General features: G+C 66.9%; 26 protein-coding genes and 1 riboswitch. Of the genes, 16 read left to right on the top strand and 10 right to left on the bottom strand.

Translation table 11 applies throughout. From position 1 onward, the window contains the following. Positions 1 to 206 precede the first annotated feature (206 nt). Positions 207 to 1574, bottom strand: coding sequence for a glycosyltransferase family 87 protein (locus Q2M23_RS16915; RefSeq protein WP_316396175.1), 1368 nt, complete (start codon positions 1572 to 1574; stop codon positions 207 to 209). A 302-nt stretch (positions 1575 to 1876) separates the two neighbouring features. Between Q2M23_RS16915 and Q2M23_RS16910 the strand changes: the two genes are divergently transcribed. Further along, positions 1877 to 2143: a hypothetical protein gene (locus Q2M23_RS16910; protein WP_316396174.1), complete on the top strand. Its 267-nt coding sequence runs from the start codon at positions 1877 to 1879 to the stop codon at positions 2141 to 2143. On the opposite strand, the gene Q2M23_RS16905 is transcribed toward Q2M23_RS16910, so the two are convergent. Continuing rightward, on the bottom strand, positions 2132 to 3058 hold the full coding sequence (locus tag Q2M23_RS16905) for a GlxA family transcriptional regulator (RefSeq protein WP_076833471.1): 927 nt from the start codon (positions 3056 to 3058) through the stop codon (positions 2132 to 2134). The genes Q2M23_RS16910 and Q2M23_RS16905 overlap by 12 nt on opposite strands. 104 nt (positions 3059 to 3162) lie before the next feature. Between Q2M23_RS16905 and Q2M23_RS16900 the strand changes: the two genes are divergently transcribed. Beyond that, complete coding sequence (locus Q2M23_RS16900; RefSeq protein WP_076833473.1) at positions 3163 to 3990, top strand: dienelactone hydrolase family protein; 828 nt, start codon at positions 3163 to 3165, stop codon at positions 3988 to 3990. Here the strand turns inward: Q2M23_RS16900 and Q2M23_RS16895 are convergent. Genes Q2M23_RS16895 through cobU form a run of 5 tightly spaced genes read right to left on the bottom strand, consistent with a single transcriptional unit; the run spans position 3973 to position 6429 of the window. After that, on the bottom strand, positions 3973 to 4719 hold the full coding sequence (locus Q2M23_RS16895) for a CbtA family protein (protein ID WP_076833475.1): 747 nt from the start codon (positions 4717 to 4719) through the stop codon (positions 3973 to 3975). The two genes, Q2M23_RS16900 and Q2M23_RS16895, sit on opposite strands and share 18 nt — an antisense overlap. Positions 4720 to 4729: 10 nt before the next feature. Beyond that, positions 4730 to 4942 carry a CbtB domain-containing protein gene (locus Q2M23_RS16890; RefSeq protein WP_057015885.1) on the bottom strand — a complete coding sequence of 71 codons (213 nt, stop codon included), beginning with the start codon at positions 4940 to 4942 and terminating at the stop codon, positions 4730 to 4732. Then, entirely contained in the window at positions 4939 to 5283 is a 345-nt protein-coding gene (locus Q2M23_RS16885) for a hypothetical protein (RefSeq protein WP_076833476.1), read from the bottom strand. The genes Q2M23_RS16890 and Q2M23_RS16885 overlap by 4 nt, the downstream gene beginning before the upstream one ends. Further along, the gene (gene bluB, locus Q2M23_RS16880; protein ID WP_057015939.1) at positions 5261 to 5893 is read right to left on the bottom strand and encodes a 5,6-dimethylbenzimidazole synthase; all 633 of its coding nucleotides are present in this window, start codon (positions 5891 to 5893) and stop codon (positions 5261 to 5263) included. The genes Q2M23_RS16885 and bluB overlap by 23 nt, the downstream gene beginning before the upstream one ends. 32 nt (positions 5894 to 5925) lie before the next feature. Then, the gene (gene cobU / locus Q2M23_RS16875; protein ID WP_057015887.1) at positions 5926 to 6429 is read right to left on the bottom strand and encodes a bifunctional adenosylcobinamide kinase/adenosylcobinamide-phosphate guanylyltransferase; all 504 of its coding nucleotides are present in this window, start codon (positions 6427 to 6429) and stop codon (positions 5926 to 5928) included. A gap of 149 nt (positions 6430 to 6578) precedes the next feature. On the opposite strand from cobU, the gene cbiB reads away from it, so the two are divergent. Continuing rightward, positions 6579 to 7526, top strand: coding sequence for an adenosylcobinamide-phosphate synthase CbiB (cbiB, locus tag Q2M23_RS16870; protein WP_316396173.1), 948 nt, complete (start codon positions 6579 to 6581; stop codon positions 7524 to 7526). An 11-nt stretch (positions 7527 to 7537) separates the two neighbouring features. Beyond that, positions 7538 to 8503, top strand: a complete 966-nt coding sequence (cobD, locus tag Q2M23_RS16865) for a threonine-phosphate decarboxylase CobD (protein WP_076833481.1) — start codon at positions 7538 to 7540, stop codon at positions 8501 to 8503. On the opposite strand, the gene Q2M23_RS16860 is transcribed toward cobD, so the two are convergent. Then, positions 8500 to 9948, bottom strand: a complete 1449-nt coding sequence (locus Q2M23_RS16860; RefSeq protein WP_076833483.1) for a cobyric acid synthase — start codon at positions 9946 to 9948, stop codon at positions 8500 to 8502. The genes cobD and Q2M23_RS16860 overlap by 4 nt on opposite strands. Before the next feature lie 11 nt (positions 9949 to 9959). Beyond that, positions 9960 to 10613 carry a cob(I)yrinic acid a,c-diamide adenosyltransferase gene (gene cobO / locus Q2M23_RS16855; RefSeq protein ID WP_076833485.1) on the bottom strand — a complete coding sequence of 218 codons (654 nt, stop codon included), beginning with the start codon at positions 10611 to 10613 and terminating at the stop codon, positions 9960 to 9962. A gap of 36 nt (positions 10614 to 10649) precedes the next feature. Beyond that, positions 10650 to 10862, top strand: a riboswitch (cobalamin riboswitch). 93 nt (positions 10863 to 10955) lie between these two features. On the opposite strand from cobO, the gene Q2M23_RS16850 reads away from it, so the two are divergent. From Q2M23_RS16850 to cobJ, 7 genes are read left to right on the top strand one after another with little or no spacing between them, the layout of a single operon-like run. Next, positions 10956 to 11330: a DUF1636 family protein gene (locus tag Q2M23_RS16850; protein WP_028331460.1), complete on the top strand. Its 375-nt coding sequence runs from the start codon at positions 10956 to 10958 to the stop codon at positions 11328 to 11330. Then, positions 11327 to 12361, top strand: a complete 1035-nt coding sequence (gene cobW, locus Q2M23_RS16845; protein ID WP_076833488.1) for a cobalamin biosynthesis protein CobW — start codon at positions 11327 to 11329, stop codon at positions 12359 to 12361. Before Q2M23_RS16850 ends, cobW begins: the two co-directional genes overlap by 4 nt. After that, positions 12361 to 15609, top strand: a complete 3249-nt coding sequence (cobN, locus tag Q2M23_RS16840) for a cobaltochelatase subunit CobN (protein WP_316396172.1) — start codon at positions 12361 to 12363, stop codon at positions 15607 to 15609. Before cobW ends, cobN begins: the two co-directional genes overlap by 1 nt. Then, complete coding sequence (cobG, locus tag Q2M23_RS16835; protein WP_316396171.1) at positions 15606 to 16769, top strand: precorrin-3B synthase; 1164 nt, start codon at positions 15606 to 15608, stop codon at positions 16767 to 16769. Before cobN ends, cobG begins: the two co-directional genes overlap by 4 nt. Next, a complete protein-coding gene (locus tag Q2M23_RS16830; protein ID WP_316396170.1) occupies positions 16769 to 17398 on the top strand; it encodes a precorrin-8X methylmutase in 630 nt (209 codons plus the stop codon). Before cobG ends, Q2M23_RS16830 begins: the two co-directional genes overlap by 1 nt. A gap of 2 nt (positions 17399 to 17400) precedes the next feature. Continuing rightward, positions 17401 to 18132: a precorrin-2 C(20)-methyltransferase gene (locus tag Q2M23_RS16825; protein WP_076833495.1), complete on the top strand. Its 732-nt coding sequence runs from the start codon at positions 17401 to 17403 to the stop codon at positions 18130 to 18132. Continuing rightward, entirely contained in the window at positions 18129 to 18863 is a 735-nt protein-coding gene (gene cobJ, locus Q2M23_RS16820; RefSeq protein WP_076833496.1) for a precorrin-3B C(17)-methyltransferase, read from the top strand. The genes Q2M23_RS16825 and cobJ overlap by 4 nt, the downstream gene beginning before the upstream one ends. Here cobJ and Q2M23_RS16815 read toward each other — a convergent pair. Next, positions 18839 to 19588 carry a cobalt-precorrin-6A reductase gene (locus tag Q2M23_RS16815; RefSeq protein ID WP_076833498.1) on the bottom strand — a complete coding sequence of 250 codons (750 nt, stop codon included), beginning with the start codon at positions 19586 to 19588 and terminating at the stop codon, positions 18839 to 18841. The genes cobJ and Q2M23_RS16815 overlap by 25 nt on opposite strands. Between Q2M23_RS16815 and cbiE the strand changes: the two genes are divergently transcribed. From cbiE to cobA, 5 genes are read left to right on the top strand one after another with little or no spacing between them, the layout of a single operon-like run. Continuing rightward, the gene (gene cbiE, locus Q2M23_RS16810; RefSeq protein WP_076833500.1) at positions 19587 to 20768 is read left to right on the top strand and encodes a precorrin-6y C5,15-methyltransferase (decarboxylating) subunit CbiE; all 1182 of its coding nucleotides are present in this window, start codon (positions 19587 to 19589) and stop codon (positions 20766 to 20768) included. The genes Q2M23_RS16815 and cbiE overlap by 2 nt on opposite strands. Continuing rightward, positions 20765 to 21133, top strand: coding sequence for a cobalamin biosynthesis protein (locus tag Q2M23_RS16805; RefSeq protein ID WP_253624102.1), 369 nt, complete (start codon positions 20765 to 20767; stop codon positions 21131 to 21133). The genes cbiE and Q2M23_RS16805 overlap by 4 nt, the downstream gene beginning before the upstream one ends. Next, positions 21130 to 21927: a precorrin-4 C(11)-methyltransferase gene (gene cobM / locus Q2M23_RS16800; protein WP_076833501.1), complete on the top strand. Its 798-nt coding sequence runs from the start codon at positions 21130 to 21132 to the stop codon at positions 21925 to 21927. Before Q2M23_RS16805 ends, cobM begins: the two co-directional genes overlap by 4 nt. Further along, complete coding sequence (locus Q2M23_RS16795) at positions 21924 to 23234, top strand: cobyrinate a,c-diamide synthase (RefSeq protein ID WP_076833503.1); 1311 nt, start codon at positions 21924 to 21926, stop codon at positions 23232 to 23234. Before cobM ends, Q2M23_RS16795 begins: the two co-directional genes overlap by 4 nt. Then, positions 23231 to 23959, top strand: a complete 729-nt coding sequence (gene cobA, locus Q2M23_RS16790; RefSeq protein ID WP_076833505.1) for a uroporphyrinogen-III C-methyltransferase — start codon at positions 23231 to 23233, stop codon at positions 23957 to 23959. Before Q2M23_RS16795 ends, cobA begins: the two co-directional genes overlap by 4 nt. The last annotated feature ends 6 nt before the right edge of the window (positions 23960 to 23965 follow it).

The following is a 23965-nucleotide window of genomic DNA, read 5'->3' as shown; positions in this document are numbered from 1 at the left end:
AAACGGCCCGGAATTACCGGGCCGTCGTCACTCTCGCTGCCATTGTTCTATGGATGCGCTAGTGTCCACACCACCTAGTGCTTTCGCAGGGACGACACCCAATATGGGTCGTCGTTTGTGGGTCATACCTTCGCTTAGGGCGTCAGGCTGCACGATTTCGCCGTCCGCCTCGCGTCTTCGCAAAGGGACTTGCCACGTCGGGCAAATCAGTGATTGGCGATTTCGGCCGGAGCATCCGGGAGTGGCAGATGCCTGATGCGGCGCACGACAAGGACGGCAACTGCCGCAGCGGCGATCGGTGCCAGTTGCAGGCCGTTGGCGCCCGCAGGCACCATGGCGAATGGCGTCAAATAAAGCGCCGCGACGGCGATGCGTTCATAGGGCAACCAACCCTGCGCAAGCGCCTGCGCGATCAGCCACGCGCCCGGGATCGCCAGGATCACGACCTCATAGTTGCCGAGCGATGGTACGCACAGGCCGGTCATCGCCACCATCAGCGCGATCTCGGCGGCGCCGCCGGGACGTTTTCGCAGCACCAGGATCAGGACGGCGATCGCGATTGCGGCCGCGGTCACCTGGACGAGCCAGGCCGTGCTGCTGGATCCGCCGGCCAGCCTGATCGCGGCATAGGGACTGGCGAACTTCTCGAAACCGGGTCCGCCGCCGAGGCTCCAGGCGCTTGCCTCCGGCAGAACGGCAACGAATTTGATCCACGGATCGATCCCGAACAAGGCGGTGGCCGCCAGAACAAGCACGAGCGTCGTTGCGGCCGCAGCAGCCAGCGCACGCCAGCGCCGCGTCAGGATCAGCACCAGCGGCGCGAGCAGGGCGATCTGCGGTTTGTAGCTGAAGCACCCGAGCAACGCGCCGGCGATCACCGGGTAGCGGTCCAGCGTGACGGCCGATCCGCCGAGCAGAGCCGCCGAGAACAGCGAATTCTGTCCGAATAGCGCGCACACCCACGCGGCGGGAAAGGCGAGCGCTGGAACGACGGAGCCGCGCTCGAGCATGGCTCTCACCGCGGCTGCATAGGCGGCGCCGGTCGCGAAGATCCAGACGACGGCCGCCGTTGCAAAGGGAACCAGTGCAAAGGGCAGCCAGAACAGCAGCGACGTCGGCGGGTAGAAGAACGGTGCGTAGGTGTTCTGACCGAGCACGGCGGCTACAGCGGCGCGGCCCGCGTCGCCATAGGCGTCGCCGGCGCGGCCTTGGAGCGCGAGCTTCGCCGCGGTCCAGAACGCCGCGAAATCATGGCCGACTTCCATCGTCGGCGCGGCCCATGGGATGATCGCGATGCAGGCGATGAACAGGACGAGAAATACGCGGGTGAAGGCGGTGACACGGTCAGCCGTGAGCCAGTCGGCCTCACGCAGCGCGGAGACCAGTACGCCCGCGCCGGACTGCGGTGAATGCGCGATTGCCGCCTGCGGCTGACTTGCGGACGCATTCGAGGTTCGGCTGATGGTCACGCGCGGCATCACAGCGTCACGACCTGCGTCATCCGCTGCGAGGTGACGCGCGGCGTCATCAGCGAAGGGCAGCCTGTGTCCCTCGAGGTCCGACTTTTGCGACATCGGCCGCTTCATCCCAATCGCGTCGTGCACGCGCAACATTTGGATCAAATCGTCTAAGGTTGCGTAAACCCGATCGTTGCAATTGGCCGCGGCGCAATCGGAACCGATGATCGACATTGCCCTTGTCCGCGGCCTGTCACGCCGGGCATGGTAAATGAACCCGGCGGCAGCGTGCGGGGTTGGATGCGGAGCCCGACGGTCAAGGTTCATCGCGAATGGCGTATTGCAGCAGTTCGGCCACGACATCTGGATTGCCGGGGGGACCGAACCTTGCGGTCGCCGGGTTTCATTATCCGACCCGGATGGCCATCGTCAGGCTGGCGGACGGTGCCCTTTTCATCTGGTCGCCGGTCCGGTTGACCGAGCAAATGCAGGCCGGCGTCGACGCACTCGGCCAGGTCAGGCACATCGTGGCGCCCAACTCGCTGCATCATTTGTTCCTCGCGAGTGGAAGCACATGGCACGCCAGTCGAAAAGGATGCGCCGGCATTCTTGCGCCGCGCCTTCGCGTGGCTGTCGGCGTGATGATTTCATCGCGGATGTGGCGTCGTTGCGGATCAACCGCCTGAGCGGAAATGCCGCGGCGAATGCCGCGTTTCGCGCCGGATCAGCCGGCGGAGGGTCGATGGCTCGGCGTATCCGACCTTACCCGCGATCTCTTCGACCGACAGGCGCGTGGTCTCGAGCAACGACCGCGCCGTCTCGATCCTGATGCGTTGCACGAATTGAATGGGCGACACGCCGCAGATCGACTCGAGCCGTCTGGCAAATGTCCGCGGCGCCAGCGCGACGGCGGCGGCGACGTCCCCGATCGTGAAGTCGCGCGCGATGTTGCTGCGCACCCATTTCTCGGCCCGGGCGATTTTGAGGTCCTGGCTGGCAAGATAATTGATTGCCATGAACGGCGCCTGCGAATGCCGCTCGCCAAGCAGCAGGTAATTGGCGCAGCCCTTGGCCAGCGCCGGGCTGCCGAAACGCGTGATCACCGCAAGCATCAGGTCCATCTGCGCCATCGCCGCGCCGGCGGTTGCGATCGGCCAGTCGGCCACCACCATCCGCTCCGTCATCAGCTCGACATTCGGATAGCGTTGCCGAAACAGCGGCGCGAACCACCATGTCGTGGTCGCTCGCTTGCCGTCGAGCAGGCCGGTCTCCGCGAGCAGGAAACTGCTGGCGCAGGACGCGGCGAGCATCGCGCCGCTCGCGAACGCCGTGACCAGCATGTCGCGGGCGTGCCGACATGCCGGTGTCGCCAGCTTCCGCTCCAGTGCATCGGCCGACGCCGAGCCGAGCCCCGGAACGATGACAAGGTCGGCGCCGCGCAATCGGGCGGCGCGCCGCCTCGGCCCATAACGCAGCGTCGTCACCTCGAAGGGCGCGCGCTTCGACGTACTGATCCGGTTGGCGGTGGCCAGCACGTCGTGGGTGATGGCGGCCGCTGACGCGAGGCAGCCGTCGATCTCGACAACCGCAATCCTGGTCATGTCATAAAATCCGCGATCAATGTCATTTTTGACACTAGCTGCCGGGCCGGAAAATCGCAACTCTGACGCCGAGACGCTGCCGATCTCGATCAGGAGGACCGCCGATGCCGAACCGGCCGATGACCCAGGACGATCCGCTCGAGGATTTCGAGCGCCGCCAGATCACCCTCGATGGTGCCGGCAAGACCGTCCATGTTGGCGGCGGCGGTCCTGCGGTGATCGTGATGGCGGAGATGCCGGGTATCAGCCCGCATGTGGCGCGCTTCGCCCGCTGGGTTCGCGATGCCGGATTCACCGTCTATATGCCATCGCTGTTCGGCCGTGACGGCGCTATTGCGAGCGCAGAGGAGGGCGCCGCGGTGTTTCAGCGCGCCTGCGTCAGCGCCGAGTTTCGCGCGATGGCCGCAAACCAGTCCAGTCCCGTGACGCAATGGCTGCGCGCGCTGGCGCGATTTGCCCATGGTGAATGCGGCGGTCCCGGTGTCGGGGCCATCGGGATGTGCTTTACCGGCAATTTCGCGCTCACCATGATGCTGGAGCCGTCGATGCTGGCGCCGGTGCTTTCGCAGCCGTCATTGCCATTGAACGATCCGGCGGGCATCGAGATCGCGCCGGAGGAGGTCAAGGCGGTCCGCGAGCGGTTGGAACGCGAAGACCTGACCGTGCTGGCGTATCGATTTGAGGGCGACAAGTTCTGCATGGCGCAGCGCTTTGCGGCCTATCGCGAGGCGCTCGGCGACCGCTTCATCGGGCGGGTGCTTCCCGACAGCGCGGCGAACCGCGATGTGCCGCCGTTCTTCCGGAATTTCGTCACGACACCGCACAGCGTCGTGACCGTGCATCTGATCGACGAGGCCGGCCAGCCGACCATCGCGGCCCGCGATGAGATCCTGGCGTTTTTCCGGCAGCGGCTGTCACCCGCGAGCGGGTGAGCTTGGCTGGTCGAAATAGGCGAATGCGGCGCTCGTCAGGCTGCCCAGCAGCGACCAGAACACCAGACTGGTCAGCGTGACGGCGACCATGAACTGATGCGACAAGGATGAAGGCACGTTGGTCTCGACGTGCTCCAGCTCGGGCGCGCCGATCAGATGCGGCAGCATGATCAGGACCACGCCGGCAATGGCGGCCGGCATCGAGCGCCGGAACACGATCAGGCCGAGGCCGGCTGCGGTCGCCAGCACCGCCGTCACCCACCAGATCTGGCGCGAGAGCAATGGAGCGGTGGGGACCCCCGGCAATTCAGGCGGCAGTCCGAGGCCCGGAGCGATGGTGAAGACGGCGAAACCGGCGAGGCCCCACATCAAGCCTTCATGCCACGAGATTTGCTCGCCGGTCGCGCCGCTGCGAACCGCGAGGAAGCCGCAGAGCAGAAGCGCAAAGCCGATCGCGGTCAGGATGTTCGCCCCCGCGGTATAGACGTTGCGTTCCAAACCGTCGCGCGGCTCCCAGGCCTCCGCGCCATGATCATGATCCGCATGATCATGGACGAGGATCGCCTGCGGTGGCGCGGCGGCTTCGTGCTTGTGCGCGGCCGCCTTCTCGTAGACCTCGGCCCTGAGGATCAGGGGAACGGTGCCGAACTGCTGGACCGCCGTGACGATCAGGCCGACGATGAATCCGGCAATGACCGACGAGAAGACGATCGAGCGAAACGTGCTCATGCCAAGGAGATCAGTGGCAGGGGAAGGCGTTGGAATGGCGCACGTCATGCGCGGCGTTGTGGATTACGTCGATGTGCGAGAAGCCGACCACGCCGACGATGAACAGGCCGAGCGTCATGGCCATCAACGACTGTGCAAGCCGTCCGACCTGTCGGGTGGCGATCGGCAGATGCGTGACCTGAGCTTGAGTAACCTGGGTTTGCGCGGTCTGGGACTGGCTCATGGTCGTTCTCCACATTCGATTTGATCGGCTTCTAGCAGCTTTCGGGTGATGTCGCGACTGGTAAGATGCAAATTTGTTCCAAGGGGAATGCGCTTGCGCTCGATCTTGGCGCGTGCGGCTGCCTTGAAGGCTGGTTCAAACCGCCTGAAATGGGCGAGACATGCGTCCACCGTCGGATCGGTGCCCAGCAGCGTGCGAAAGGCGCCCCGATGCACCGCGCAGATAGCGCGGTGCTCCGGCACGGGAAAGACCAGCGAGGCGATGTCGGCGCGCCAGTGCGCGTCACAGCTCAAGGTGCCGTCGCCAGCAGGGGGGCGGTCAGCGTCGGATGGTGAATTCATCCGGACCTCGCCGCGATTCCCACTTGGCCTGTTCGAGCTCCGGACGGTCGCACTCGGTCTGGGGGTAACCGATGCAGAGATAGCCGATGAATTTCCAGGAGGCCGGGATTTCCAGAACGCCATGAATGCGTTCTGGATTGAGGATCGATACCCAGCCGATGCCGATGCCTTCGGCGCGCGCGGCAAGCCACATCGAGCAGATCCCGGCCACCACGGAATATTCCGACGTCTCCGGCATCGTCGCGCGGCCGAGACCGGCGCCGATCCGGTCGGTCTTCTCGGCAAACACGGCGAGATGTCCCGGCGCCTCCTCGAGGCCCGATAATTTCAACGCGGCGTATTTTGTGGCGCGCTCGCCCGAATAGGACCGCAGCGCATCGGCGTTGCAGGCCTTGAAGTCGTCGATGACAGCGCGGCGTCGTGTCTTGTCGTCGACAATGACGAACCGCCAGGGCTGGCTCAGGCCGACCGAAGGCGACAGGCAGGCGATCTCGATCAGCCGCTCGATCGTGCCATCCGGCAGCGGATCGGTTCGGAACCGCCGCACGTCGCGCCGCCACACGAACAGATCGTGCAGCTGCCGGCGAAACGTATCGTCGAATGAGACCATTGCGGGGCCTTTGGCAGGATCGATCTCGGATTTCATTTAAGCTTCATCGGCAGGCCCGCAACGACGAACTCGACCTCGTCTGCGATGCCGGCGATAGTCTGGTTCATGATTCCTGCGGCGTCGCGGAACGTCCGCGCCAATGCATTGTCTGGCACGATGCCGAGGCCGACCTCGTTGGTGACCAGCACGACCGGGCCGTGCTGGCGCGACAGCGCATCCGCCAGCCGCGTCACTTCCTGCGACCAGTCGCGCCCGGCATGCAGCAGATTGGATAGCCAGAGCGTCAGGCAATCGACCAGCCTTGCACCAGCGCCATCGGTCCCGGACAGCACTTCAACCAGATCGAGCGGCACCTCGCGCTCGATCCAGTCGCTGCCGCGCCGCGCGCGATGTTTGGCGATCCGCTCATCCATTTCCGCATCGAGCGCCTCGGCGGTCGCGATATAGACCGGCTGTCCCGGAAAGCTGCGCGCACGAAGTTCGGCGCGCCGGCTTTTGCCGGACCGCGCTCCCCCCGTGATCAGAATGACGGCCATATCATCTCCTGTGCGACCGGTACGCACGTCGTTCACAAACGCTCTAACCACCAATCGCGGAGAAAGACAAAGCCGAAATCCGTCACGGAGGGCTTGCACTCGGCCGATGTCTTGCGCATCAGGGGGACCGCGGCGCGGAGAGGATTATCGTGGGTTTTGCGGGAGCGATGGCGGTGGCGATGGCGGTGGATGCCCTGATCGGCTGGCCGGCGTGGCTGTTTGCCCGCATCGGCCATCCCGTGACCTGGCTCGGCCGGCTGATCAATCTTGTCGATAGCGCCTGGAACCGCGCCTCCGACCCGCCGGCGTTTCGTCGCGTGGCTGGCATTGCGGCTGCGATCCTGGTGATCGCGCTGGTGATTGCGCTCGGTTGGGCCGTTCAGTCCGCGCTCGCATCCGGATGGGTTCGCATTGTCCTTGTCGGCGTCCTAGCGTGGCCGCTGGTTGCCGTGCGCTCGCTGCATGACCATGTCGCCGCGGTGGCAAGTCCCTTGGTATCCGGCGACATCACGGCCGCACGTTCGGCGGTCGCGCAGATTGTCGGGCGAGATCCGGCAACGCTCGACGACGCCGGCATCGCGCGCGCCACCATCGAGAGCCTTGCCGAGAATGCATCCGACGGCATCGTGGCGCCGGTGTTCTGGGGCGCGCTGTTCGGCCTGCCGGGAATCCTTGGCTACAAGGCGATCAACACGCTGGACTCGATGATCGGCCACCGCACCGAGCGGCACGAAGCCTTTGGCTGGGCAGCCGCCCGGATCGACGATCTCGCCAATCTCATTCCGGCGCGGTTGACGGGTGTTCTGTTCGTGCTGCTCGCGCCGAACCGTTCGCAGGCGTGGTCATGCATGTTGCGCGATGCGCGCCGGCATCGCTCGCCGAATGCCGGCTGGCCGGAAGCTGCGATGGCCGGCGCGCTCGGCGTGCGGCTCAGCGGTCCTCGCATCTATCACGGGCACATCGCCGATGAGCCCTGGCTGAACGAGGGCGCGCGCGATCCGGCTGCCGCTGACGTCCTCACCGGGCTGAAACTCTATCGTTACGCCATGATTCTGTTGGCCGGGGCGCTGCTGGTCCTGGTCCTGGCGCTGGCGTGAAGGAGCGGCGCATGCGTGAGCACGGCGGGAACCTTGATGTCGCCCGGCAGCGCTTCGGCGGCGCCGCGGACGACTGGATCGACCTGTCGACCGGGATCAATCGGGTGCCGTATCCCTTGGTCGATGTCGAGCCGAGGCAATGGAGCGCGTTGCCGTCGCGATCCGATCTTGAATCGCTGCACGACGCTGCGCGGCAGGCCTATGTCACCAAGGCGCCGATCGTGGCGATGGGTGGTGCGCAGGCCGCGATTCAGTTGCTGCCGCATCTGGCGCTCAAGGGGCGGGCGCGGATTCTGGCGCCGACCTACAATGAATATGCCGCGGTGTTGTCGGCCGCCGGCTGGGACGTCGCCGAGGTGTCCGATCTCGCCGCGCTGGCGGGAGCGGACATCGCCGTCGTCGTCAATCCGAACAATCCCGACGGACGACGCCATGATCGGCGCGAGTTGCTGGCACTGCTGCCGCGCGTTGGCCGGCTCGTCATCGACGAGAGTTTTGCGGACGCCGTTCCTGACCTGTCCCTTGCACCGGAAGCAGGACGCGCGGGGCTCCTGATCCTGCGCTCCTTCGGCAAGTTCTACGGACTTGCCGGCTTGCGGCTCGGCTTCGCGATCGGCAGCGAGGCGGACGTCGCCGCGCTTGCGGCGAGGGCGGGCCCATGGCCGGTTTCGGGAGCAGCAATCGCGATCGGGCGGCGCGCGTTGCTCGATCACGACTGGGCCAAGGCCACGGCCGCGCGGCTCGCGGACGACTGCGTCAGGCTCGATGCAATAGCGCGATCGCAGGGTTGGACGCTGCTCGGTGGCACGTTGCTGTTCCGGCTCTACCAGACGGGCGATGCATTGGCTGCGCAGGAGAAACTTGCCCGTGCGCAGATCTGGTCGCGGGTCTTCCAGCAGAAACCGGGATGGCTGCGCCTCGGCTTGCCGGGCAGTGAGCCCGAGTGGTCGCGCCTTTCCGCCGTGCTGCCCGTTTAGCGCGCCAGCGCGAGCAAGCCTTCGACATCGAGATGGGTCTCGATGTGCCCGGCGAGCGCGTCGAGCGCGCTCTCGACCCTGGCGCCGTAAGTCTGATCCGCCGCGGGGATGTCGAGCTGTGCAAGGAACGCCTTGCGAAATTCGTCCGAGGCGAACAGGCCGTGCAGATAGCTGCCGTGAACGCGCCCGTCTGCGGAGACCGCGCCCTCAGCCGTACCGTCGAGTGATGCAAAGGGCCGCGCGCGATCCGGCCCGTCGGTGCGCCCGATATGGATTTCATAGGCGCTGATCGGCTGGCTGGTCGCGGCATGCACCGCGCTGGAGCGCGTCAGCGTCTTCTGTTCGGTCATGGTGGTTGCGACATCGAGCAGCCCGAGCCCGCGCGTTTCGCCGGCAGGACCTTCGATCCCATCGGGGTCGGCGACGCTGTGTCCAAGCATCTGGTATCCGCCGCACAGGCCGAGGACATGGCCGCCGCGGCGATGATGCGCGAGGAGGTCGATGTCCCAGCCCTGCGCGCGCAGGAAGGCGAGATCGCCGCGGGTCGATTTCGAGCCGGGCAGGATGACGAGCTTCGCATCACCCGGGATGGCTTCGCCCGGACGTACCATCACGAGATCGACGCCGGGCTCGAGCTTCAGCGGATCGAGGTCGTCGAAATTGGCAATCCGCGACAGCGCAAGGAACGCGATCTTGCACTGGCCGGGCTTGCGCGCCTCGCCGAGCCCGAGCGCATCTTCGGCCGGAAGTTCGCCGGCGCGGACGAACCAGGGCAGCACGCCAAAGCCGCGCCACGCCGTGCGTTCTTCGATCAGGCGATAGCCGTCGTCGAACAATGTCGGATCGCCGCGGAATTTGTTGATGACAAAGCCTTGGATCATCGCGGCATCATCAGGGTCGATCACCATCTTGATGCCGACGAGCTGCGCGATCACGCCGCCGCGGTCGATGTCGCCGACCAGCACCACGGGCACGTCTGCTTTGCGCGCAAATCCCATATTGGCGATATCGGCTTTGCGTAAGTTGACCTCGGCGGGACTGCCGGCGCCCTCGACCAGCACCAGATCGGCGCGCTGCTTCAGGCGCGCAAAACTCTCCAGCACCGCGCCCGTCAGCGATGGTTTCATGCCGGCATATTCGCGCGCGCGTGCGGTGGCGATCCGTTTGCCGTGCACGATGACCTGGGCGCCGACATCGGTCTCGGGCTTCAGCAGCACCGGGTTCATGTCGGTGTGCGGCTCGACGCCGGCGGCGAGCGCCTGCAACGCCTGTGCGCGGCCGATCTCGCCGCCATCGACGGTCACGGCGGCGTTGTTCGACATGTTCTGCGGCTTGAACGGCAGCACGCGCAGGCCGCGCCGTCTCGCGGCGCGGGCGAGGCCGGCGACGATGAGCGATTTGCCCACGTCCGAGCCGGCTCCCTGGATCATCAATGCGCGCGCCATCGTGATGCCCGTCAGAACTCGACGCCCGGCTGGGCCTTGATGCCGGAGCGGAACGGATGCTTTACCAGCGTCATCTCGGTGACGAGATCGGCAATCTCGATTAGCTCCTCCTTGGCGTTGCGCCCGGTGAGCACGACATGGGTCATCGGCGGCTTCGACGTGGTCAGGAAGTCGACGACATCGGCGATCGCAAGGTAATCGTAGCGTAGCGCGATGTTGATCTCGTCGAGCACGACCATGCGCAGGCTCGGGTCTGCGATCAGCTGCTTGGCCTTTTCCCAGCCGGCTTGCGCTGCCGCGATGTCGCGGGCGCGATCCTGCGTCTCCCAGGTAAAGCCTTCGCCCATTGCGTGGAATTGACAGAGATCGCCGAAATGCCCGGTGAGCAGGCGGCGCTCGCCGGTATCCCAGGCGCCCTTGATGAACTGCACCACGGCGCAGGGAAAGCCGTGCGCCACACAGCGCACAATCATGCCGAACGCGGAGGACGATTTTCCTTTGCCGGCGCCGGTATGGACGATGATCAGGCCCTTTTCACCGCTCTTGGTCGCCATGATGCGGTCGCGGGCGGCCTTCTTTTTCGCCATCTTGTCCGCGTGGCGCGCATCCGGCGAAAGATCGGTGCCGACGGCGCCGTCTTCAGCGCCCTTTCCATCAGAAGTCATCACATTCCTTCGGCTTGACAAGTGCGAGGCTTGGACGAATGGTGGTCCCGCGTCGGTTCCTGTCCTACGACAGGCGAAGAGGGAATGCGATAGGGCTCCGCTAAATCGGGCCCGAAGCGCAGCCGCCCCCGCGACCGTGACCGGAGAGATGCCCAAGCCACTGATTCCATACGGAGTCGGGAAGGTGGGCATCGAAGGGTAAAACCTGCTCCGCAAGCCGGGAGACCTGCCAACGCAGCATGTTGTGAAACCGGCGGACGGGGTGTTCCGCGACGGGGAACGAACCTGTCCAAAATCGGTTCGTGTGCCTCATCGCTTCCCGCTGTCAATCCAGGAAGGGCGATGAGCGTTACACTTCATGTCTGCATCACCTGCCGCGCCGGCCAGACGCCGGCGGAAGGTGAGCTCGCGCCCGGTGCACGCCTGCATGCCGCGCTTGTCGAGGCCGGCGTGCCTGATGACGTCAATCTGGTTCCCGTCGCATGCCTGTCGGCCTGCAGCCAGGGTTGCTCGGTCGCGCTCAGCGCGCCGGGGCGGTGGTCCTATGTCTACGGCCGACTGTCCGCTGATAATGCCGCGGATGTGATCGCCGGTGCCTCCGCCTATGCGGCGGCGCCCGACGGCATCGTGCCGTGGCGCAGCCGTCCGGAAATCTTCCGCAAGCAATCGCTCGCCCGCATTCCACCTCTTCCCGTCGTGCCGGAGGCCGCAGAATGACCACGCTCGCCAAAATTCCGGTCACCGTCGTGACCGGCTTTCTCGGCTCCGGCAAGACGACGCTGATCCAGCATCTGATCCGCAATGCCAACGGCAAGAAGCTCGCGGTGCTGGTCAACGAATTCGGCAGCGAAGGCGTCGACGGCGACATCCTGAAGTCGTGCGCCGACGCCAATTGTCCGGCCGAGAACATCGTCGAACTCGCCAATGGCTGTATCTGCTGCACCGTCGCCGATGATTTCATCCCGGCGATGGAGCAGTTGCTGGCGCGGAACGTGAAGCCCGATCACATCGTGATCGAAACTTCCGGGCTCGCGCTGCCGAAGCCGCTGCTGAAAGCGTTCGACTGGCCGGAGATCCGTTCGCGGATCACGGTCGACGGCGTGATCGCGCTCGCCGACGCCGAGGCCGTCGCCGCCGGCCGTTTTGCGCCTGATCCGGCCGCGGTGGATGCGCAGCGTGCGGCGGACGACAATCTCGACCACGAGACGCCGCTGTCGGAAGTGTTCGAGGACCAGATCGCATGTGCCGATATCGTGCTGCTGACCAAGGCGGACCTCGCGGGGGCGGAGGGGATCAAGGCAGCGAAAGAGGTGATCGCGGCCGAGATGCCGCGCGAGGTGCCGATGTTGCCCGTCGTCGACGGCACGATCGACGCGCGCGTGATCCTCGGGCTCGGGGCGGCGGCGGAAAGCGATCTCGCGGCGCGGCCGTCGCATCACGATGGCGAGGAGGAACACGAGCACGACGATTTCAATTCCGTCGTGATCGATCTTCCGGAAGTTTCGGATGTCGACGCGCTGGTCGCCTCGATCAAGGGGCTGGCGCGCGAGCAGAACGTGCTGCGCGCCAAGGGCTACATCGCGGTCGAAGGCAAGCCGATGCGGCTGTTGGTGCAATCGGTCGGCGAGCGGGTGCGGCATCAGTTCGACATGCCCTGGGGTGCCCGGGCGCGGCGGTCGAAGCTCGTCGTGATCGGCGAACATGCCGACATCGATGAAGCCGCGATCAGGGCACGGCTTGGTGTCTGATGCACGTCGTCTTCCGCGAGAGCCGCGGCCTTGAGGAGACCGCGACGCCAAGGGACCTCGGCCAGGATCCGGCCGATCTCGTGGTGTTGTCGTTTTCCGACAGCGATCTTGCTGCCTTCGCGGCCGGCTGGCGGCGGGGCCGTGCTGCGCTGCCGTCGCTGCGGCTCGCCAATCTCGCGGAGCTGCGCCATCCGCTGTCGGTCGATACCTATATCGAGCGGACGCTCTCGCACGCCCGCGGCATTCTGGTGCGGCTGATCGGCGGCGAGCCCTATTGGTCATACGGGCTGGCCGCGGTGCATCGGCTGGCGAAGGAGCGCGGCATCGCCCTGGTCGTGCTGCCGGCCGATGGCCGCGACGATCTGCGGCTGGATGAGTTCTCGACCTTGCCGGTCTCGACGCTGCGCCGTCTGAAGGTGCTGTGCGACAAGGGCGGCCCCGTTGCGGCGCAGGCCGTGATCGCGCAACTGGCGCTGGCGTCCGGACTTTATGCCGGACCCGTGGTCGGCGAGATCGATCTTCCCGAGATCGGCGTCTACGATTCCCAGCGCGGTGCCATCGCGGCGTTGCCGGCACCGGACGGCCGGCCGCGCGTGCTGGTGACGTTCTATCGTTCCTACCTCGCGGCAGGCGATACGGCGCCGGTCGATGCATTGATCGATGCATTGCGTGAGAGGGGCTTTGATGCCCACGGTGTGTTCGTCACCTCGCTGAAGGCGGCGGGCGTGGCGGATTGGCTGCGCGCTCAGTTTGCGCAATGCGCTCCAGCGGCGATCGTCAATGCGACCGCGTTTTCCGCGGCCGGTGACGACGGCACGACGCCGTTCGACGCTGCATCATGCCCGGTGTTCCAGGTCGCGCTGTCGACCGCGCGGCGCGAGGATTGGGCCTTGTCGCTCCGCGGGCTCTCGCCCGGCGATCTCGCGATGCATGTGGTGCTGCCGGAGGTCGACGGCCGCCTGTTCACAGGGGTCGTGAGCTTCAAATCGCCTGGTGAGCGCGATCTTGAGCTGCAATTCGCGCATCTTGCGCATCGACCGGATGCCGAGCGCGTCGCTGCAGTTGCCGCACGCGTGGCCGCCTGGCATCGGCTTGCCAGCAAGCCGGCACAGGAGAAGCGGCTCGCGCTGGTGCTCTCGAACTATCCCGGCCGCCCGCATCAGATCGCGCATGCCGTCGGCCTCGATGCGCTTGCCTCGGTCGGGGCGATGCTGGCTGATCTCGCGGGCGCGGGATTTGACCTTGAGCCGGTGGAGTCACTGGGCGACATTCTTTTGCGCAGGAATTTGACGTGGAACATCGCCGACTATCGTGCGGCGCTTTCCGGCCTTCCCGAGCTGCTGCAGGGCGATCTCAGCCGCGCATGGGGCGCGCCGGAAGATGATCCCGATTGCCGTGACGGCGCATTTCATTTCGCGGCGATCTGCTGCGGCAAATCGGTCATCGCCGTTCAGCCGGAGCGCGGTGAGGTGGGACAGCGCGACGCCGACTATCACGATCTGGCGCGCACGCCGCGCCATGCCTATGTCGCGTTCTATCTGTGGCTCAGGCGGCAGGCCATCGATGCCGTCGTCCACATCGGCGCGCACGGAACGCTGGAATGGCTGCCCGGCAAGTCGGTTGCGCTGTCGCCCGCATGCTGGCCGGAGGCGCTGATCGGCGATCTGCCTGTTGTCTATCCCTTCATCGTCAACGATCCCGGCGAGGCGGCGCAGGCCAAGCGCCGGATCGGTGCCGTGACGATCGGTCATCCGCCGCCGCCACTGGCACAGGCCGCGGTCCCCAAAGGCTTGCGCAATCTTGAGCGCTTGCTCGATGAGTATTCGACCGCCGATGGTCTCGATCCGGCGCGGCGGCAGCGCCTGATCGCCGCGATCCGCGACGAAGCGCGCATCGCCGGGCTGGAGGACGATCTCGGTCTCGCCGCGTCGGTCTCCGCGGCCGAGGCCATTCCGCAGATCGATCGTTTCGTCTGCGACCTCAAGGAAAGCCAGTTCGGCGACGGCCTGCATGTGTTCGGGCAGGGCGCTTGCGGTGAGGCGGAGAAGGAGGCGTTGCTTGGTGCGCTCGCCGGCCGGCGTGTTGCGCCGGGGCCGTCGGGCTCGCCCTATCGCGGGCGCAGCGACGTGCTCCCGACCGGGCGCAATCTGTTTGCGGTCGATCCGCGCGCGGTGCCGACGCCGTCGGCGCATGCGCAAGGCGTGAAGCTTGCTGAAGAGCTGCTGCGCCGTCATTTGCAGGATCACGGCGACTGGCCGAAGGGACTCGTGGTCGACCTCTGGGGCTCCTCGACGATGCGCACCGCCGGCGAGGACTTTGCGATGGCCCTGCATCTCGCGGGCATCGCGCCGCGCTGGGATCACGGCTCGGGGCGGGTGTCGGGCTACGACATCATCGCGCCGGCAGAGCTCGGCCGGCCGCGCATCGACGTCACGCTGCGCGTGTCGGGGCTGTTCCGCGACGTCTTCTCAGGGCTGGCCCAGTTATTCGAAGCCGCGGCGGAGGCGTTGTCCGAACGCAGCGACGAGGCGGACGAGAATCCTTACTGGCAGCGCATCGCGCGCGTGTTCGGTCCTCGCCCCGGACATTATGGCGTTGGCATTTCGTCGGTCCCCGACGTCTTCACACCGGAGGCGCGCGAGGCGGCCGGCGAAGCCTGGTTGTCGGCATCGTCGTGGGCTCTCGCATCCGACGGCGAGATGCGGCCCGATCGCGCCGGCATCGAGGCGCGGCTCGCGGCTGCGGACAGTTTTGTTCACACCCAGGATCTGCCGGAGACCGATCTGCTGCTGGCGGCCGACTACGCCGCGCACGAGGCGGGCATCGCGGCGGCGGCGAGGCGCCTTGGCACGAAAGCCCCATCGCTCTATCACCTCGATGCGACGCGGCCGGATCAGCCGCATGCCCGGGCGTTGACCGAGGAAATCTCACGGGTGGTGCGAGTGCGCGCGGCCAACCCTGCCTGGATCGCGGGCATGATGCGCCATGGCTTCCGTGGTGCCGCCGAAATCACAGCGACGTTGGAGCACATGGCGGCGTTCGCCCATCTTGCCGGCGCGGTGCCGCCGCATCTGTTCGATCTCTACTACGATGCGACGCTCGGCAATGACGAGGTTCGCGGCTTCATGGCGCGCGAGAACCCGGCGGCGCTGGCTGCGATCGAAACCTGCTTCGCGAGATTGCATGAAGCCTCGCTCTGGCAGACGCGGCGCAATTCGATCGCGGCTGCGCTGCAGGAGGCCTCATGAGCGCGGTTGCGGTCAAGGGCTGGTGTCCAGGCGCGCTGCGGCCGATGCAGTCAGGCGATGGCCTCGTGGTGCGCATTCGCCCGCGCGGCGGACGGCTGGACGCGGCGCAGGCAGCGGGAATCGCCAGGCTGGCGGCGCGATACGGCAACGGCCTGATCGACCTGACCAGCCGCGCCAATCTCCAGATTCGCGGCGTCAGCGATGAAGGTTATCCGCCCCTGGTCGATGGGCTCGCTGAACTCGGGTTGCTGGACACGGACTCGAATACCGAGGCGCAGCGAAACATTCTGGTGACGCCGTTCTGGACTGTCGCCGACGAGACGCGCTCGCTTGCGACCGAGCTTGAGCAGGGGCTTGCCGGTGCCTCGTTTGATCTTCCAACCAAGTTCGGCTTCGCAATCGATGATGGCAATGCGCGGATGCTGGCGGATGCGTCCGCCGATATCAGGATCGAGCGCGATCGCGGCCGGGGACTGCTGGTGCGGGCCGATGGCGCGCAGCGCGGGCTTTCGGTCATGCGGAGCGAGGCCGTTCAGGTCGCGTTGGCGCTGGCCGAATGGTTTGTCACCTCCGGCGGAACCAGGGGTGAGCGGCGACGGATGGCGGCTCATCTCGCCGGCGGCGCGAGCCTGCCGCAGTCGCTTCGCGGTGATGCCGAACCAGTCGGCCAATCGTCGAGTCCCGTGCCGGGCATCTATCCAATGGGCGCGATGGTTGGCGTCGCCTTCGGGCAAATGCCGCACCAGACGCTCAACGATCTCGCCGGCTGCGCGCGGGCTCTCCGCATGACGCCGTGGCGGATGATGCTGGTGGAGGGGATGCGCGAGATGCCCGGTGGGGCGGACCTCGTGACTGATGCCGGCGATCCGAGGCTTCGTGTGGTCGCCTGCAGCGGCGCACCGCGCTGCGGCGATGCGCATGCGGACACGCGTATGCTGGCATCGGCGCTCGCGCGGCATATTCCATCCGATGCGCGGCTTCACGTCTCCGGCTGCGCCAAGGGCTGCGCCCATTCCGGTTCTGCGGATGTTACCCTCGTTGCGACAGACGAGGGCTTTGATCTGATCCGCCGCGGCACGACGCGGGATGCGCCGGTCCTCCGAGGATTGAGCAGTACGTACCTCGTTGCAAATCCTACCGTGCTGACGGGAGGCCATTGATGCCGCACGTCTACGAGACCGATGGCGCGGCGATCTATCGCCAGTCCTTTGCCACCATCCGCTCCGAGGCCGATCTTGCCCGCTTCACGCCAGACGAAGAGCCGGTGGTCGTGCGCATGATCCATGCCGCCGGTATGGTGGGCTTGGAAGCGCATGTGCGCTTCACATCAGGCATGGCTGCGCGCGCGCGAGCCGCCTTGCAGGAGGGCGCGCCAATCCTCTGCGACGCGCGCATGGTGTCGGAGGGAATCACGCGCGCGCGGCTGCCGGCCGGCAATGCCGTGATCTGCACGCTCGGTGATGTCAAGGTACCTGCGCTCGCGCAATCGATGCGCAACACGCGCTCCGCGGCGGCGCTCGAGCTGTGGCGGCCGCATCTGGCCGGCGCCATCGTCGCGATCGGCAACGCGCCAACGGCGCTGTTTCATCTGCTCAACATGCTGGAGGATCCGGATTGCCCACGGCCGGCGGCGATCATCGGCTGTCCGGTCGGCTTTGTCGGCGCGGCGGAATCCAAGGCGGCATTGATGGCTGAGCCGCCCGTGCCGGCGCTGACGGTCGAGGGACGGTTCGGTGGTTCGGCGATCACGGTTGCCGCCGTCAATGCGCTGGCGAGCCGGAGCGAATAGCGATGGGACGCATCATCTGCTGCGGCCTCGGCCCAGGCGATCCGGACCTGATGAGCGTGCGCGCCGACCGCGTTGTGCGTGCCGCGAAGCACGTCGCCTATTTTCGCAAAAAGGGCCAGCCGGGGCAGGCGCGCCGCATTGTCGAAGGCTTGCTCGCCGCAGACGTCAGCGAATATCCGATGGAATATCCGGTCACCACGGAGATCGCGTTCGACAGTCCGGACTATGCGCGGCTGCTTGCCGACTTCTATGACGAATGGGCCGAGCGCCTGGCGCGATTTGCGCGCGCGGTCGACATCGTCGTGCTCTGCGAGGGCGATCCCTATTTCTATGGTTCATTTATGCATCTGCATGCACGGCTGCAGGGGCGTGTCGAGATCGAGGTGATCGCCGGCATTCCCGGCATGGTCGGCTGCTGGAATTCGGTGGGTCAGCCGATTGCGCTGGCCGACGATGTGACGACCGTTCTGATGGGGACGCTGCCGGAGGCGGAGCTCGCCGAGCGGATGCGCAGCTCCGACGCGCTGGTCGTCATGAAGACCGGTCGCAATCTTCCGAAGATTCGCCGCGCGCTGGCGTCCGCGGGGCGCCTCGATGATGCGTGGCTGGTCGAACGCGGCACCATGCCGGATCAGCGCGTCGCACGGCTTGCAGATGTCGGCGAGGCCGATTGTCCGTATTTTGCGATCGTGCTGGTGCACGGGCAGGGGCGGCGCAGGGAGGTCGCGCAATGACCGGCACGCTGACCATCGCGGGGCTCGGACCGGGCGCCGAGGCGCTGATCACGCCGGAGGTCGCTGCTGCGCTCGCGGCCGCGACCGACATCGTCGGCTATGCGCCCTATGTGACGCGCGTGCCGCCGCGCGCCGGGCTCACGCTGCATCCCTCGGACAATCGCGTGGAGTCGCAGCGCGCCGCTGACGCGCTGCGGCTCGCGTCGGAAGGAGGCCACGTCGTCGTGGTTTCCTCAGGCGATCCCGGCGTGTTTGCGATGGCATCGGCCGTGTTCGAAGCGCTGGAGGACGCGCCGCAATGGCACGACCTGCCGATTCGCGTTCTGCCCGGCGTGACGGCGATGCTGGCGGCGGCGGCAAGCGCCGGCGCGCCGCTCGGTCATGATTTCTGCGCGATCAATCTCTCCGACAATCTCAAGCCCTGGCCGCTGATCGAGAAACGCCTGCGGCTTGCGGCCGAAGCGGATTTCGCGATCGCGATGTACAATCCGCGCTCGGCCAGCCGGCCGGAAGGTTTTGGGCGCGCGCTCGAGATCTTGCGCGAGGCCGGCTGTGACGAGCGGATCGTGGTGTTCGCGCGCTCCGTCAGCACGCCCGAGCAGCGGATCGAGACGGTCGAACTGCGCGACGCAAGGCCAGACATGGCCGACATGCGGACGCTCGTGATCGTCGGCAATTCGGCGACACGGCGGGTCGGCCGCTGGGTCTATGCGCCGAGGCAGGTCCGATGACCGAGCCATTGCATCGCCTCGCTCACGCTTTCCACCCGCGGCCTCTCGGGCAGCAGTGGCCGCGTGATCATGATGACGGGAAGGCCGAGCACGCGGGCGGCGTCGATCTTGGCGCGCGCGCCGGTTCCGCCGGAGTTGCGGGCGACGATCCACTCGATGCGACGCGTGCGCATCATCGCGAGCTCACCCTCGAGCGTGAAGGGGCCGCGCGACATAATGACGTCGGCATCGGGCAATGGAAGCGCTTGCTCGGGCGGGTCGACGAACCGCAACGTATAGGCATGCTGCGGCCGGGCGCCGAACGGCGCGACGTGCTGGCGGCCGATCGCGAGGAACACGCTGGCGCGGCTGTCCGGCAAGGCCGCGGCCGCGGAGACGACGTCCGCGACTTCGATCCAGCGATCGCCCGCGGCTTTGTCCCAAGGCGCGCGCTCAAGCGCGAGCAGGGGCGTTGCGGTTTGCGCGCAGGCCGCGATGGCGTTGCGGCTCATCTCGGCGGCGAAGGGATGCGTCGCATCGACCACATGCGTGATGGCTTCGCGGTGGAGATAGTCGGCAAGACCGTCGACGCCGCCGAAGCCGCCGATCCTGGTCGGCAGCGGCTGGTCGGCTGGCGTGCGGGTGCGGCCGCCATAGGAATAGACCGCATCGATCCCCGCGCGTGCGATCGCAGCGGCGAGCAGATTGGCATCGGCCGTTCCGCCCAGGATCAGGGCGCGCATCATGGATAATCCCTGGTTGACCATCATCGGCATCGGCGAAGATGGCCTTGCCGGCCTCTCCGATGCAAGTCGAAAGGCGCTCCGTGAAGCCGAAACAGTTTTCGGCGCCCAACGGCACCTCGCGCTCGTCGGCATCACCGACCGCGGCCGTGCCTGGCCGGTGCCGTTCGATGCGAACATCGTGCTGAGCTGTCGCGGCCGTCCGACGGCGGTGCTCGCGTCGGGCGATCCGTTCTGGCATGGCGTCGGCGGAAGCCTTGTCGAGAAGCTGCAGGCCGGTGAGTGGGTCGCGCACTCCGCGCCGTCGACGTTCTCACTGGCGGCGGCTCGTTTGGGCTGGCGTATCGAGAATGCTGTCTGTCTCGGTCTTCATGCCGCGCCGTTCGAGCGGCTGTTGCCGCATCTCGTGCGCGATGCGCGGATCATCTGCCTGCTGCGTGACGGCAAGGCAGCTTCCGACCTTGCGCGCTGGCTGACGGAGCGTGGTTGGGGGGCGTCGGCAATATGGACGCTTGCGGCGCTTGGCGGACCGCGTGAATGCATCACGCAGCATCGCGCCGACTCGTATGCGGGTGATTCAGGCGAGAGCCTGGTCGCGATCGCGCTGGAGGCGCGGGGAGCGCAGGGAATCGCACGCAGCTCAGGTCTTGCCGATGCGCTCTTTGTGCATGACGGGCAACTGACAAAGCGGCCGGTCCGCGCGCTTGCGCTGTCGGCGCTTGCGCCGCGGCCCGTTGAGCGGCTGTGGGATGTCGGCGCGGGCTCGGGCTCGATCTCGATCGAATGGGCGCTGTGTGGAGGGACGGCGATCGCCGTCGAAGCCCGCACCGAACGCGCCGCCAACATCCGCAGCAATGCGGCGAGCTTCGGCTTGACGCATCGGATCACCGTCATCGAGGGCGAGGCGCCCGGCGCTTTATCGGACCTCGCGGCGCCCGATGCGGTGTTCATCGGCGGCGGCCTCGACGCTGATATGTTCGATGCGATCTGGTCGCAGATCGCGCCGTGCACGCGGCTGGTCGCGCATGCGGTGACCCTGGAGACAGAGGCGCTGCTCTGCGATCTGCACCGGCGTCATGGCGGCGAGTTGATGCGCCTCGAGATCGCGCAGGCCGAGCCATTGGGCCGCTATCGCGGCTGGAAGGCCGCGCGGCCGATCGTGCAATGGAGCGCGCTCCGATGAAGGTCGCTGGTCTCGGATTCAGGCGCAATGCCAGTGTCGCGTCCTTGCGCGGCGCCCTCGACGCGGCCGGCGGGCCCAAAGGCCTTGCGGCAATTGCAACGGTGAGTGACAAGGCCGATGCGGCGGCATTGAGGGACTTGGCGCGGGAATTGGGGCTGCCGGTCCGGAGTATTCCCGCCGGGGTCCTGGCTGAAATAAAGACTGCAACGCAATCTGAGCTTATCAAAGCGAGGTTCGGAACGGGCTCGGTCGCCGAGGCTGCGGCGATCGCTGCAGCAGGGCGCGGTGCGCGCCTGATCTCGGTCAGGGCCGCGTCACGGGATCGGATGGCCATCGCGGCGATCGCGGAAGGAGACGGCGAATGACGGTGCATTTCATCGGCGCAGGGCCTGGCGCTGCCGATTTGCTGACCCTGCGCGGGCGCGATCTCATCGCCTCGTGCCCGGTTTGTCTCTATGCCGGATCGCTGGTGCCACCGGATGTTCTGGCGCATTGTCCGCCGGATGCGCGCATCGTCAACACCGCGTCGCTGTCGCTCGACCAAATCATTGCCGAGATCGCTGCCGCGGATGCGGAGGGCAAGGACGTTGCGCGGCTGCATTCGGGCGATCTCTCGGTCTGGTCGGCGATGGGCGAGCAGCTGCGCCGGCTGCGCGCGTTGCAGATTCCGTATTCGGTCACGCCCGGGGTGCCAGCCTTCTCGGCGGCTGCGGCGGCGCTGGAGGCCGAGCTGACGCTGCCGGGCCTTGCGCAATCGGTGGTGCTGACGCGCACGCCGGGCCGAGCGAGCGCGATGCCGGATGGCGAGACGCTCGCAGCCTTTGCCGCGACCGGCGCGGTGCTGGCGATCCATCTTTCGATCCATCTGCTCGACAAGGTCATGGCCGAGCTCACGCCGCACTACGGCGCGGATTGCCCGGTTGCGATCGTCTGGCGCGCGAGCTGGCCGGACCAGCGCATCGTGCGCGGCACGCTCGCGACGCTCGATACCGCCGTCGGCCCCGAGCTCGAACGCACTGCGCTCATTCTGGTCGGCAAGACGCTCGGCGCGGACGAATTCGCCGAGAGCCGTCTCTATGCAGCTGACTATGACCGTCGCTACCGTCCGGTCGGGGCGGCGCCGCGTTTTCCGGAATCGTCGCCGGAATCATCGCAATGACCGCGGCGCTCGTCATCTCTGCGCCGGCATCCGGTGTCGGCAAGACGACGCTGACCCTGGCGTTGGCGCGCGCCTATCGCAATCGTGGTCTCAAGGTACAATGCCTCAAGAGCGGGCCTGATTACATCGATCCCGCCTTTCACGCGGTCGCCACGGGACACCCGTCGGTCAACATCGATAGCTGGGCGATGGCGCGCGAAGCGATCGCGCATTTGGCAGGCCGCGGCGCGGATGCCGATCTCGTGCTGGCGGAAGGCTCGATGGGACTGTTCGACGGCGTCGCCGCGCGGGGCGTCTCGGGGACCGGCGCCACCGCCGACATCGCCGAGATGATGGAGTGGCCGGTGTTGCTGGTGATCGATCCCTCCGGTCAGGCGCAGACCGCGGCGGCGGTCGCGGCGGGATTGCGTGATTTTCGCGCCGGCGTTCGGCTTGCGGGCGTCGTCCTCAATCGCGTCGCGAGCGCGCGGCATGAAGCGCTGGTGCGCAACGCCATGGCGGGCGCGGGCATTCCGGTATTGGGATCGCTGCCGCGCCACGCCGAGATCGCCTTGCCGAAGCGTCACCTCGGCCTGGTACAGGCCGAAGAGCAGGCTCAAATCGACGGTCTGATCGACGAAGCCGCACGCTTCGTCGCCGAGCATGTCGATCTCGACGCCGTGCTGAAATCGGCCGAGGTCTGGTCGCCGCAATCCGCCGTGCCCAGCCTGGACATCACGCCGCCCGGCCAGCGCATTGCGCTGGCGCGCGATACCGCATTCTCGTTCGTCTATCCGCACATGCTGGAAGCCTGGCGAGCGGCCGGCGCTGAGATCGTAACGTTCTCGCCGCTTGCGGACGAAGGCCCCGACGCGGACGCCGATGTGTGCTGGCTGCCCGGCGGCTATCCCGAACTGCATGCCGGCCGGCTTGCGGCCAACAGGCAATTTCTCGGGCGGCTCCGCGCCTTCGCCGAGACGCGGCCGGTGCATGGCGAATGCGGGGGCTACATGGTGCTGGGCGCCGCATTGACCGACGCCGACGGCGTGCGCCACGAGATGGCGGGCCTGCTCGGCCTTGAGACGAGCTATGCCAAGCGCCGCATGCATCTGGGCTACCGGCTCGCCGAGCTCGCCGCACCGATGCCCGGCCATGGCCCAGGCGCACGCCTGCGCGGCCACGAGTTTCATTATTCGACGATCATCGCGCAGCCCGACACGCCGCTCGCGGTGGTGCGTGATGCGACTGGTACGATCGTTGCGGAGACCGGATCGCGGCGCGGCTGTGCGACGGGTACATTCTTCCATCTGATTGCGGAGGACCGGTGAGCGGATTCGTTTCCTTCATCTCGGCCGGTCCCGGCGATCCCGAACTCCTGACCATGAAGGGAGCGGCGCGGCTGCGCGAGGCCGATGTGGTGCTCTATGACGATCTTGCTTCGGGCGCGATCCTCGATCTCGCGCGCTCCGGCGCCAATCTCGTCGCGGTCGGCAAGCGCGCCGGCCGCCTGTCGGCGAAGCAGCACCATGTCAGCCGGCTGCTGGTCGATTATGCCACCGCCGGCGTGCGGGTCGTGCGGCTGAAATCCGGCGACGCCGGTATTTTTGGACGGCTCGAGGAGGAGATCGAAGCGCTGCGCGTGGCCGGCATCGGCTACGAGATCATTCCCGGCGTGACCTCGGCGTCGGTTGCCGCCGCGCAGGCCGGCATTCCGCTGACGCGCCGGTTGACCTCGCGCCGGGTCCAGTTCGTCACCGGCGCCGATGTGACGGGCGAATTGCCTGCGGACCTGAACTGGGCGGCGCTGGCCGATCCGGAAGCGACCACCGTCGTCTATATGGGGCGGCGGACCTTCCCGGCATTGGCCGCAAGGCTGATCGCGCACGGCCTCGCGCCCGACACTCCCGCACTGCTGGCGGAATCGCTCGGCCACGCCGACGAGCGGCTGCTTCGCACCACGATCGCAGCGCTGGCCGAACAGCTCACGCAGGCTGGCGCGGCCACGGCGGCTGCCGTTATCCTGTTCGGTGCGCTGGCGCCGGAACGAGGGTGACGCGGC

The sequence above is a fragment of the Bradyrhizobium sp. 33ap4 genome, from assembly GCF_032654765.1.
In the GTDB taxonomy this organism is placed as follows: domain Bacteria; phylum Pseudomonadota; class Alphaproteobacteria; order Rhizobiales; family Xanthobacteraceae; genus Bradyrhizobium; species Bradyrhizobium australafricanum.
Note: the sequence above shows the minus strand (reverse complement) of the source record. Positions and strands in the feature narration are given on the sequence as shown.